Origin of the sequence: Nocardioides sp., from assembly GCF_041600255.1 — a bacterium.
GTDB lineage: Bacteria > Actinomycetota > Actinomycetes > Propionibacteriales > Nocardioidaceae > Nocardioides.
On record NZ_JBFIKK010000115.1, the window covers coordinates 1 to 10549 of the forward strand.

General features: G+C 71.1%; 13 protein-coding genes and 1 pseudogene. 5 read left to right on the forward strand and 9 right to left on the reverse strand.

The features are described 5' to 3' along the window. The 8 genes and pseudogenes from ABZE72_RS12990 to ABZE72_RS13025 form a co-directional block, all read right to left on the reverse strand. Positions 1-359: pseudogene (locus tag ABZE72_RS12990) on the reverse strand (acetoin utilization protein AcuC); the annotation flags it as partial. Positions 360-576: 217 nt separating this feature from the next. Further along, positions 577-1482, reverse strand: a complete 906-nt coding sequence (locus tag ABZE72_RS12995; protein ID WP_372729460.1) for a haloalkane dehalogenase — start codon at positions 1480-1482, stop codon at positions 577-579. Between the two features lie 33 nt (positions 1483-1515). Beyond that, a complete protein-coding gene (gene proC, locus ABZE72_RS13000) occupies positions 1516-2328 on the reverse strand; it encodes a pyrroline-5-carboxylate reductase (protein ID WP_372729461.1) in 813 nt (270 codons plus the stop codon). Positions 2329-2335: 7 nt separating this feature from the next. Further along, positions 2336-3265, reverse strand: coding sequence for a proline dehydrogenase family protein (locus ABZE72_RS13005; RefSeq protein ID WP_372729472.1), 930 nt, complete (start codon positions 3263-3265; stop codon positions 2336-2338). A gap of 58 nt (positions 3266-3323) precedes the next feature. Beyond that, a complete protein-coding gene (locus tag ABZE72_RS13010) occupies positions 3324-4073 on the reverse strand; it encodes an ABC transporter permease (RefSeq protein WP_372729462.1) in 750 nt (249 codons plus the stop codon). Next, complete coding sequence (locus ABZE72_RS13015) at positions 4070-4792, reverse strand: ABC transporter ATP-binding protein (protein WP_372729463.1); 723 nt, start codon at positions 4790-4792, stop codon at positions 4070-4072. The genes ABZE72_RS13010 and ABZE72_RS13015 overlap by 4 nt, the downstream gene beginning before the upstream one ends. Continuing rightward, on the reverse strand, positions 4789-5586 hold the full coding sequence (locus ABZE72_RS13020) for a sugar phosphate isomerase/epimerase family protein (RefSeq protein ID WP_372729464.1): 798 nt from the start codon (positions 5584-5586) through the stop codon (positions 4789-4791). The genes ABZE72_RS13015 and ABZE72_RS13020 overlap by 4 nt, the downstream gene beginning before the upstream one ends. A 3-nt stretch (positions 5587-5589) precedes the next feature. Then, entirely contained in the window at positions 5590-6525 is a 936-nt protein-coding gene (locus ABZE72_RS13025) for a Ppx/GppA family phosphatase (protein ID WP_372729465.1), read from the reverse strand. Between the two features lie 33 nt (positions 6526-6558). On the opposite strand from ABZE72_RS13025, the gene ABZE72_RS13030 reads away from it, so the two are divergent. The 3 genes from ABZE72_RS13030 (at position 6559) to ABZE72_RS13040 (ending at position 8754) form a co-directional block, all read left to right on the forward strand. Next, positions 6559-7323: a hypothetical protein gene (locus ABZE72_RS13030; RefSeq protein ID WP_372729466.1), complete on the forward strand. Its 765-nt coding sequence runs from the start codon at positions 6559-6561 to the stop codon at positions 7321-7323. Positions 7324-7426: 103 nt separating this feature from the next. Further along, the gene (locus tag ABZE72_RS13035; RefSeq protein ID WP_372729467.1) at positions 7427-8062 is read left to right on the forward strand and encodes a VOC family protein; all 636 of its coding nucleotides are present in this window, start codon (positions 7427-7429) and stop codon (positions 8060-8062) included. Continuing rightward, complete coding sequence (locus ABZE72_RS13040) at positions 7987-8754, forward strand: class I SAM-dependent methyltransferase (protein WP_372729468.1); 768 nt, start codon at positions 7987-7989, stop codon at positions 8752-8754. Before ABZE72_RS13035 ends, ABZE72_RS13040 begins: the two co-directional genes overlap by 76 nt. Positions 8755-8765: 11 nt before the next feature. Here the strand turns inward: ABZE72_RS13040 and ABZE72_RS13045 are convergent, their stop codons facing one another. Next, positions 8766-9350, reverse strand: coding sequence for a GNAT family N-acetyltransferase (locus ABZE72_RS13045; protein WP_372729469.1), 585 nt, complete (start codon positions 9348-9350; stop codon positions 8766-8768). On the opposite strand from ABZE72_RS13045, the gene ABZE72_RS13050 reads away from it, so the two are divergent. Further along, the gene (locus ABZE72_RS13050; RefSeq protein WP_372729470.1) at positions 9349-9645 is read left to right on the forward strand and encodes a DUF1294 domain-containing protein; all 297 of its coding nucleotides are present in this window, start codon (positions 9349-9351) and stop codon (positions 9643-9645) included. The genes ABZE72_RS13045 and ABZE72_RS13050 overlap by 2 nt on opposite strands. Positions 9646-9797: 152 nt before the next feature. After that, positions 9798-10549 (forward strand): DUF222 domain-containing protein (locus ABZE72_RS13055; RefSeq protein ID WP_372729471.1); only part of this gene is annotated, 752 nt, incomplete at its 3' end.

Sequence of the window (10549 nt, forward strand, 5' to 3'; positions counted from 1 at the left end):
CAGACCTGGCGGAACGCCTCGACGGTGGCGCCGACCACGTGGGCCGCGGCCAGGTGCATGTCATGGAAGACCGGGTTGTCGTCGGTGCCCAGGCCGTGCAGCTCGTCGAGCTGGCCGGGGGCGGAGCCGCAACGTTCGACGGCCTCGATCAGGGCGGCGTCGTGGACGGTGGCGATCAGGTCTCTGCTGGCGACCGGGGCCGGGACGATGCGCAGCCCGTTGTCGAGCACGCCCAGCTCCTTGGCGAGCCGCATGGTGAGGCCGACACGGAGCGGGGACATCGGGTGGCTGGGTCCGAAGTTGTACTCGGCGAGGCTCTGGTCGAAGACGACCGTCGCTGGACCGTGGCACTCGGGCATGTCTGCACGCTACTCGCTGGGGTGGGGGGTGGTGGGCGCAGGTTCATCACGGTATGCAGACGAACCCGCGCTTCCCTGGGTCTGCAGAGCATGGGAAGCGATGGTCGGTCGTGGGAACCAGAGGTCACGGGGGCGGTCTGGGGGCGGAACCGACGGCTCGGCTGCATACCGTGATGAACCTGCAGCCGCAGCCCACCGACCCACCCGCAGCTACCCGTCACCCCCGCACGAACCCCGCCACGATCCGACCCAACTCGGTGCCGGCGTCCTCCTGGAGGAAGTGACCGGCGTTCGCCACCACCGGGTGTTCCAGCCCCTGCGTCCCGGGCACCAGTGCCCGGATCACCGGCGCCATCGGCCCCGTGATCGGGTCCGAGTCGCTGAACGCGACCAGGAACGGCTTCTCCCATGCCCTCAGCACCCCCCAGGCTGCCCGGTTGGCCTCCGTCGCCGGGTCGTCCGGCGTGGTCGGCAGCAGGGTCGGCATCACCCGCGGCCCCACCTTGCTCTCCTCGGTCGGGAACGGCGCGTCGTACGCCGCCCGTGTCGCCGGGTCCATCCCGCGCAGACAGCCGGCTTCCACCAGCCGGCCCACGTCCAGGACCTCCGCCCGGGCCACCGCGTTGCGGAACATCCACCACACCTCGGGCATCGGGTGGTCCCCGGTCGGCAGCCCGGTGTTCGCCGCGACCACCCGCGCGAACCTCTCCGGATGCTCGGCGACCAACCGCAGCCCGATCAACCCGCCCCAGTCCTGCCCGACCAACGTGGCCTCGGTCAGGTCGAGGTGGTCGAACACCACCGTGCGCACCCACTCCACGTGCCGGGCGAACGAGTGGTCCTCGGCGGCCAGCGGCTTGTCGGAGCGTCCGAAGCCGACCAGGTCGACGGCGACGCAGCGGACCCCCACCGCGACCAGTTCGTCGATCACGTGGCGGTAGAGGAAGGACCAGGTCGGCTCGCCGTGCAGCAGCAGCACGACCGGGCCGTCGGCCGGGCCGGCGTCGACGTACGCCATCCGGAGCGTGGCACCGTCGCCGTCCGGGACCTCGACGTACGACGGCTCCCAGCCGAAGCCGTCGACGTCGGCGAAGCGGTCGTCAGGGGTGCGGTAGATCTGCATGCCGGGCAGTCTGACACCCGGTACCGACCGGGGTCAGGACCCTTCGGCGAGTTCCCGGGAGCGGTCGCGCGCTGCCTCCATCGCGGCGAGGAACGCCGCCCGCACCTTGTGGATCTCGAGCTCGCGCAGCGCGGCCGCGGTGGTGCCGGCCGGCGAGGTCACCTGCTCACGCAGCACCGCGGGGTGGGTACCGGTCTCACGCAGCATCTTCCCGGAGCCGACCACGGTCTGGATCACGAGCTCGGTGGCCGTAGCGCGGGGCAGCCCGAGGTGCACGCCGGCCTCGATCATCGACTCGACCACGAAGAAGATGTACGCCGGTCCGGAGCCGGAGATGGCCGTGACGGCGTCCTGCTGCCGCTCGGGGATCCGCAGCACCTTGCCGACCGAGTCCATCAGCTCCTCGACCTCGACCAGGTGGGCGTCGTCGCAGTTGGAACCGGGCGAGATCGCGGCCATGCCCTCGTCGACCAGGGCAGGCGTGTTCGGCATGACCCGGACCACCGCCACCCCGGCGGGGACCCGGGACTCGATCCAGGCGGTGGTGATGCCGGCGGCCAACGAGACGACCAGCTGACCGGGCCGGAGCTCGGGCGCGATCTCGTCGAGCAGCGCCGCCATGTCCTGCGGCTTCACGACCAGGGCCAGGGTGTTGGCCTTCTGGGCGGCCTCGACGTTGGAGACGACGGCCACGCCGTACCGCTCCTCGAGCTCGGTGGCGCGCTCGGGCCGCTTCTCGGCGACCAGGAGGTGGTCGACCCGACGACCGGCGCGCACCAGCCCGGAGAGGAGGGTCTCGCCCATCACTCCCGCGCCGAAGATCGCCGTCTGCACCTGCTCCACCATGGATGACCTACTTCTTCGAGACCAGGGACTTGACGAAGAATGACAGGTTCTGGGGGCGCTCCGCGAGACGTCTCATGAGGTAGCCGTACCACTCGGTGCCGTAGGGGATGTAGACGCGCACGGTGTCGCCGCGCTCTGCGAGGCGCTTCTGCTCCTCGGGCCGGATGCCGTAGAGCATCTGGAACTCGTAGGACCCCTTGGCCCGGCCGTAGCGACTGGCCAGCGACCCGGCGATCTCGACCATCCGAGGGTCGTGGGTGGCGACCATCGGGTACCCCTGACCGGCCATCAGCACCTTGAGGCAGCGTACGTAGGACTTGTCGACGTCGAGCCTGTCCTGGAAGGCGACCGACTCGGGCTGCTTGTAGGCGCCCTTGCACAGGCGCACCCGCGACCCCTCGTAGGCCAGCGCCCGGCAGTCCGCCTCGGTGCGGTGCAGGTACGACTGCAGCACGGCGCCGGTCTCGGGGAAGTCCTTGCGCAGCTCGCGCAGGATCGCCAGCGTCGAGTCGGTGGTGGTGTGGTCCTCCATGTCGAGGGTGACCGTCGTGCCGGCGTTGCGGGCCGCGCGACAGATCGCGCGGGCGTTCTCCAGGGCGATCTTGTTGCCGTTCTCGGGCAGCGCCTGACCCAGCGCGGAGAGCTTCAGCGAGACCTCGGCGCCGCGGGTCAGCCCGCGGGCGGAGAGCTGGCCCAGCGCGTCGACGTATGCCGCCACGGTGGCGTCGGCCTGCTCCACGTCCAGGGTGTCCTCACCCAGGTAGTCGAGGGTGACGTGCAGGCCGTGGCCGATCAGCTCGGCGGTCGCGTCCACGGCCGACTCGGTGGTCTCACCGGGCACGTAACTGCTGACGATGCCCGCCGAGACCGGCATCGTGCTGACGAGCTTCTTGACCCGCTCACTGCGCGCGAGGAGCAGCAGGGGCTGGCGGAGCAGGGACAACATTCCTCCTGGATCGGGCACCCCGGCTGACCTCCAGCGGAGCCCTCACAGGCTACGCCGTACGTCGCCGGAGCGTGGCAGCACCGAGGGCCAGCAGCACGACGACGAAGCCGCCCACGACCGCCAGGTCCTGCCAGACCTCCGCGGTGCTGGCGCTGCGGGTCAGGTGCTGCATGGCGTCGACGGCGTACGACAGCGGCAGCAGGTCGCTGATCGTGGCCAGGACCGCGGGAAGCTGCTCGCGCGGCACGAAGAGGCCGCAGAGCAGGATCTGCGGGATCACCAGCGCCGGCATGAACTGCACCGCCTGGAACTCGGTCTGCGCGAACGCCGAGACGAAGAGCCCCAGCGCCGTGCCGAGCAGCGCGTCGACGACGGCGACCAGGATCAACAGCGAGGGCGGGCCGACGATCTCGAGACCGAGCAGACCGATGCTCACCCCCACCGCCAGTCCCGACTGGGCCGCGGCGATCGCCCCGAAGGCGAGGGCGTAGCCGGCCAGGAAGTCACCCTTGCCGAGCGGCATCGCGAGCAGCCGTTCCAGGGTTCCGCTGGAGCGCTCGCGCAGCGTGGTCACGCTGGTCACCAGGAACATCACGGTGAACGGGAACATCGCCAGCAGCGCCGGGCCCACCCGGTCGAAGGTGGTGCCAGGGGTGGCGTCGTACATCCACCACAGCAACGAGATCAGCATCGTCGGCAGGAGCAGCAGCATCACCAGGGTGCGGTGGTCGCGACGCAGCTGGGTCAGCACCCGTCGAGCCACGGCCAGCGTGATCGCCGGCGTCATCACCTCGCTCATCGGTCCTCCCCCGGTTCGGCGGCGTCGACCAGCGCCAGGAACGCGGCCTCGATGTCGCGGGTCCCGGTCCGGGCCCGGATCTCGTCGGGCGAGCCGTCGGCGATGATCGCGCCGGCGCGCATCAGCAGCAGCCGGTCGCAGCGATCGGCCTCGTCCATCACGTGGCTGGAGACGAAGACCGCGACCCCGGAGTCGGCGAGCCGGTGGAAGAGCCCCCACAGGTCGCGGCGCAGGACCGGGTCGAGCCCGACGGTGGGCTCGTCGAGCACGAGCAGTTCCGGATCACCGAGCAGGGCGACGGCGAGGCTGGCACGCGAACGCTGCCCCCCGGAGAGCCGGCCCGCGGTCTGGTCCCGGCGGCTGTCGAGGTCGACCGCGGCGATCGCGGTGTCCACCGCCGCACGGTCGACCCCCAGGACCCGGGCGAAGAAGGTGAGGTTCTCGACCACCGTCAGGTCGTCGTACACGCTGGCCGCCTGGGTGACGTAGCCGAGCCGGCGGCGCAGCGGCGCACTGCCGGCCGGGACGCCGTCGATCTCGACCGTTCCGGAGGCGACCTTCTGGACGCCGGCCAGGGTGCGCATCAGCGTGGTCTTGCCGGAGCCCGAGGGGCCCAGCAGCCCGGTGACTCCGCCGCCGATGGTGAGCTCGAGCCGGTCGAGCACGGTGCGCCCGCCTCGTACGACGACGAGGTCCCGGATCTCGACGGCGGCCGTCATGTCGAGAGGACTCCCAGGTGTTCGCGGGCGAACTCCAGGGACTCGCGCAGGTCACGCTCGCGCTCGGCCCGGTCGTTGCACTTGCGGGTGTTGATCTCGAGGACGACCTCACCGGCGAACCCGATGCCGACCAGGTGGCGCAGGAACTCGGCCGCGTTCATCACACCGCGCCCGGGCACCAGGTGCTCGTCCTTGGCGTTGGCGGTGCCGTCGGTCAGGTGGATGTGGCGCAGCCGTGGCCCGAGCCGCTCGGCCATCAGGATCGGGTCCGACTGGGCGATCGCGGCGTGCGAGAGGTCGATCGTGGTGTTGGCGTACGGCTCCTCGGAGGGGTCCCAGCCGGGCAGGTACATCTCCATGGCTCGCCTCGACGACGCCCGCCACGGGTACATGTTCTCCACCGCGAAGGCGATGCCGGTGGACTCCTCGAGCGCCGCGATGCCGTTGACGAAGTCGCGCGCGTACTCCTTCTGCCAACGAAACGGCGGGTGCACCACGACCACCTCGGCCCCCACGGCGTGCGCCATCTCGGCGGAGCGCTGGAGCTTGCCCCACGGTTCGCTTCCCCAGACCCGTTGGGTGAAGAGCAGGCAGGGCGAGTGGATCGCGGAGATCGGCAGGCCGTGGTGCTCGGAGAGCTGCTTGACCGCGGAGGTCTGCTGGCTGAGGGCGTCGATGCCGACCATCACCTCGACGGCGTCGTAGCCGAGCCGGGCGGCGTAGGTGAAGGCGTGGGCGGACGACTCGGGGTAGACCGAGGCGGTCGAGAGGCCGATGCGGGGGGAGGTCGGCATGGGTCAGCCCAGGACCGGTATCTGGTCGAGGCGTTCCAGGATGACGCCCTCGCGGAGCGCCCAGGGACAGATCTCGAACTCGTCGAGATCGAAGATGTCCATCGCCGCCTCGGCGACCAGGGCCCCGGGCAGGATCTGGTGACTGCGGCTCGGGGAGACACCGGGCAGGTCGGCGAGCGCCTCGCGGGACATCGGGATCAGCTTGGGGATCCAGTCCGCGAGGTCCTCGCGGCTCAGGGATCGCGGCACGAGCGGGCCGTCGCCGGAGGGAGCGGCTCCGCAGATCCGGGCCAGCGAGCGGAACGTCTTGGAGGTGGCGGCTGCCCGGTCGGGCACACCGGCCCGGATCAGGTGGCCGGCGTCGCGGGCGATCTGGGCGCGGATCTCGCGACGCAGCTCGCGGATCGCCTCGTCGTCCGGGGCAGCGCCACCGAAGTAGTCGCGAGCCAGGCGGGCGGCGCCCAGCGGGAGCGACCACGCCACGTCGGGCGCCTCGTCGGGGCCACCGGCGATCTCGAACGAGCCGCCCCCGATGTCGAAGACCGCCAGCCGGCCGGCCGACCAGCCGAACCAGCGACGTACGGCGAGGAAGGTCAGCCGCGCCTCGTCCTCACCCGAGAGCACGCCCAGGTCGAGGCCGGCGACCTCGCTGACGTGCGCCAGCACGGCGTCGGAGTTGGTGGCGTCGCGGACCGCCGAGGTCGCGAAGGCGAGCATCTCCTCGCAGCCCTTGTCCTCGGCCACCACGAGGGCCTGCCGGGTGAAGGCCGCGAGCGCCTCGATGCCGGTCTCGGAGACCGCACCGGTGTCGTCGAGGTGCTCGGCCAGCCGCAGCGGCTGCTTGTACGAGTACGCCGGCAGCGGGGCGGCACCGCCGTGGGCGTCGACCACCAGCAGGTGTCCGGTGTTGGAGCCGATGTCGAGCACACCCAGTCGCATGGGTCCACGCTACCGGGCGCGTAGGCTCGCGGCGTGCCCGAAGTCGACCTGGTCTTCCCCCGTGCCTACGTCGAGTTCGCCGACCCCGCCGACGAGACCCAGGTGCTGCGCTGCGACCTGACCTGGCTGACCTCGAGCTTCATGTGCATCTTCGGGCAGGGCTGCCAGGGCATCTACGACTCCTCCCCCGACACCGGCTGCTGCACGCTGGGCGCGCACTTCGCCGACAAGGCCGACGAGAAGCGGGTCGCCTCCTACGTCGACCAGCTGGACGCGCAGACCTGGCAGTTCAAGCCCGAGGGCCGTGCGGTGAAGAAGTCGGACTGGATCGAGAAGGACGACGAGGGCGAGCGGAAGACCCGCACCGTCGAGGTCGACGGCCAGTCCGCGTGCATCTTCCACAACCGCGCCGACTTCCCGACCGGCGCCGGGTGCGCCCTGCACGGGCTGGCGTTGCAGCAGGGGCGCAACCCGCTGGAGACCAAGCCGGACGTGTGCTGGCAGCTGCCGATCCGGCGCACCTTCCGCGAGGTCGAGCGGTCCGACGGCACGTCGTACACGGAGGTCTCGATCGGCGAGTACGACCGGCGGGGCTGGGGTGCCGGCGGGCACGACCTGGACTGGTACTGCTCGGGCAACACCGAGGCGCACGTCGCCCTCGAGCCGGTCTACGTGACCCACGAGCCGGAGCTGACCGAGCTGATGGGCAAGGCGGCGTACGACGAGCTGGTGCGGCACTGCGAGGCGCACGTGCGCTCCCGTTCGGCGCTGGCGCTGCACCCGGCCGACCCGCGCTGAGCCCGGCGGCGGCCGCACGGATATCCGCGGCCAACACTCTCGACATCAAGACATCTGGACCCCGATGTCAGACCTGTCTGAGAGATTGTTGAGAATGCTTGACATGCGCTTGGACCATCTCTCTTACGCCGCCGGACCCGATGGTCTCGCCAGCACCGCCCAGCGCATCGGGGGGCTGCTCGGTCGAGAATTCACTGATGGCGGTGTGCATCCCCGCTTCGGCACTCGGAACATGATCCTGCCCCTGGCGGGCCGGACCTACCTCGAGATCGTCGAGGTCCTCGACCACCCGGCCTCGGACAAGGCACCCTTCGGCCAGGCCGTCCGCGCCCGCTCCGCCCTCGGTGGCGGCTGGCTCGGCTGGGTCGTCGCGGTCAACGACATCGCCGCCGTCGAGCAGCGCCTGGGACGCGACGCCGCCAAGGGCAGCCGGCACCGTCCCGACGGCACCGAGCTCCGCTGGAAGCAGATCGGCGTCAACGGTCTGATCGCCGACCCGCAGCTGCCGTTCTTCATCGAGTGGGAGACGCCCGACGAGCACCCGAGCAACGGGGCGGACGACACGTTCTCCCTGTGCTGCCTGGAGATCGCCGGCGACCCGCTGCGGGTCAGCGAGTGGCTCGGCGAGACCGTCGAGGCTCCGCTCGAGGACGTCAAGGTCGAGTGGGTCGCGCCGCACGGCACGCCCGGCATCATCGCCGCGCAGGTGCAGACGCCCAACGGCCTGGTCCGGATCTGACCGTCCCACCCGGGGCCACCCCGAGCCCCAACATCTGGCACCACCCGGTCGCCTACGAGATCGAGAACCGGGCGGTCGACCCGCACGGCCGACTCGAGCAGCTGATCCGCTCGACGGCCGACTGGTCGGGCCGCACGGTGCTCGACATCGGCTGCGGCACCGGCTTCCACCTGCCTCGCTTCGCGGCCGATGCGGCCGTGGTGATCGGGGTGGAGCCGCACCCCGGCCTGGCCGCGCTGGCCCGTCGTCGTACCAAGCGCCTGACGAACGTCACGGTCCGCCAGGGGGTCGCCCAGGAGCTGCCGGTTCCGGAGTCGTCGGTCGACGTCGTGCACGCCCGGTGGTCCTACTTCTTCGGCCCCGGCTGCGAGCCCGGGCTCGACGAGCTGGCGCGCGTCGTACGCCGCGGCGGGACGGCGTTCGTCATCGACAACGATGCCACTCGGTCGACGTTCGGCGGCTGGTTCCGCCGGGGGTACCCGATGGTCGACCCGGTCGCCGTGGAGCGCTTCTGGTCGGTGCGCGGCTGGACGCGCCGGCCGGTCGACATCTACTGGCAGTTCGCCTCCCGGGAGGACCTGGAGGCAGTGGTGCGGATCGAGTTCGACGCCGCGCTCGCGGAGGAGATCCTGGCCGAGCACGAGGGGCTCGAGGTGGACTACGCGGTCAACGTCTGGGTGAAGACGTACTGAGGTGGCGAGGGCTAGGCGCCCGCCAGCTCCCGTCGCATGACCAACCGCGGCATCCCGCTGGCCACCGCGCCCGTCGTACCGACCACCTCGAAGCCCACCTTCGCGAACATCGATCGCGTGCCGACGAAGGCCATCGTCAGGTCCATCCGCTCCCCCGCCGGATCGACCGGGTAGGCCTCCACCGCGGGCGCGCCCTGCGAGTCGGCCCACGCAACCGCACCCTCCAGCAGCGCCGTCGTCACCCCCTGGCGCCGGTGACCGCCGCGGACGACGACGCAGATGATGCTCCATACCGGTACGTCGTCGAGGGGTCGGATCAGCTTCGACGCGGACAGCTTCGGGTTCTCGGTCCGCGGGCCGATGCTGCACCAACCGACCGGGAGGCCGTCACGGTAGGTCACGACGCCGGGCGGGTGCTCCCGTTCGCAGAGCGCTCGGACCGCCGTCTCCCGATCGCCAGCGCCCAGCTCCTCGATGTCCTTCGCCCGGAGGCGGTGCGCCAGGCACCAGCAGTGGGTGGCGCGTCGATTCGGGTTGATGACGTCCGCGAAGTCCTCGAACCGGTCCGGCGTCACCGGATGCGTCTCCCATGCCATGGCGCCATTCCAACAGCCGGGACCGGATAATGCTCGCGCCGGAGATGCCGCGTTCCGCGCGTGCTGCGCGGACAAGGACGCCGCCCAGCAGGGCGATCGGCGGGTGCCCGAGTCCACCCTGCTGGCCTTCGCCCTGGTGGGCGGCTGGCCGGGGGCGCTGGTCGCGCGGCACGTGTTCCGGCACAAGACCCGGAAGCAGCCGTTCCGCACGGCCTTCTGGGTCACCGTGATCGTGCACTGCTCGGTGCTCGCGGTCGTCGTGTACGGCGTGCCCGTTCGCTGGACCGGGTCGTGACCCCGGCCAGTTGAGGCGACCGATGGGTCGCTGATCGGCGCCAGGGCTGCGACTGGGTGGGGACAGGACAGCTCGAGAATCCCTGTCCACATGCCGGTCAGCTGGCCGGTTCTGGCGGCCAAACTGTCGGTGCTCGCTGGTTGGGTTGACCCATGACCGAGACACTCGCCGACGTGGACACCGCAGCCGCGGTGTTGTCTGCGGCGCGGTTGTCCCGGTCGATCGCGGATGCCGAAGAAGCCCGGTTGCTGCAGCTCGCGGTGGCGTGGACGGGCATGCATTCGACCGAATCGCTGGCGGACGCTGCGATGACCTATGACCCGGGGTTCGGGCAGACCGAGGTCCCGGTCGCCGGTCCGGGAGCGCCGTTGATCGCGGAGTTCTCGATCCCCGAATTCGCCGCGGCGATCGGGCTGCCGACCGAGGTCGGCAAGGCCTACCTCGGGGAAGCGGTCGAGCTGCGGTACCGGCTGCCCCGGACCTGGGCGCGGGTCACGACGGGTGATCTGGTGGCGTGGAAGGCGCGGCGGATCGCGAAGTCCACCATCGCGCTCTCGCCGGAGGCGGCAGCGTTCGTGGACGATCGGGTCGCGGCGTTTGCGCACACCATCCGCCTCTCGCAGTTGGAACGGACGATCCAGACGGCGATCGCCCGCTGCATGCCCGCCGAGGCCGAGGCCCAGCGCCTGGCGGCTGCGGACTCGAGGGGTTTCCACATCGGTCAGCAGCACTCCGGGATCGACGGCACCGTCGATGTCTGGGGCACCCTCGATGTCGCCGACGCGATGGACCTCGACCTCGCCGTCACTGCCGGCGCGCAGACCCTGGCCGATCTGGGCTCGACCGAGACGCTGGACGTACGCCGCTCCCGGGCGCTGGCCGGGTTGGCGCGGCACCAACTCGC

What these genes read in the sequence shown, in the direction of transcription:
- ABZE72_RS13045 (WP_372729469.1), bottom strand. Translation starts at nt 9,350, where the DNA reads ATGGCATGGGAGACGCATCCGGTGACGCCGGACCGGTTCGAGGACTTC.
- ABZE72_RS13020 (WP_372729464.1), bottom strand. Translation starts at nt 5,586, where the DNA reads ATGCCGACCTCCCCCCGCATCGGCCTCTCGACCGCCTCGGTCTACCCC.
- proC (WP_372729461.1), bottom strand. Translation starts at nt 2,328, where the DNA reads ATGGTGGAGCAGGTGCAGACGGCGATCTTCGGCGCGGGAGTGATGGGC.
- ABZE72_RS13025 (WP_372729465.1), bottom strand. Translation starts at nt 6,525, where the DNA reads ATGCGACTGGGTGTGCTCGACATCGGCTCCAACACCGGACACCTGCTG.
- ABZE72_RS13050 (WP_372729470.1), top strand. Translation starts at nt 9,349, where the DNA reads ATGGCGCCATTCCAACAGCCGGGACCGGATAATGCTCGCGCCGGAGAT.
- ABZE72_RS13035 (WP_372729467.1), top strand. Translation starts at nt 7,427, where the DNA reads ATGCGCTTGGACCATCTCTCTTACGCCGCCGGACCCGATGGTCTCGCC.
- ABZE72_RS13015 (WP_372729463.1), bottom strand. Translation starts at nt 4,792, where the DNA reads ATGACGGCCGCCGTCGAGATCCGGGACCTCGTCGTCGTACGAGGCGGG.
- ABZE72_RS13010 (WP_372729462.1), bottom strand. Translation starts at nt 4,073, where the DNA reads ATGAGCGAGGTGATGACGCCGGCGATCACGCTGGCCGTGGCTCGACGG.
- ABZE72_RS12995 (WP_372729460.1), bottom strand. Translation starts at nt 1,482, where the DNA reads ATGCAGATCTACCGCACCCCTGACGACCGCTTCGCCGACGTCGACGGC.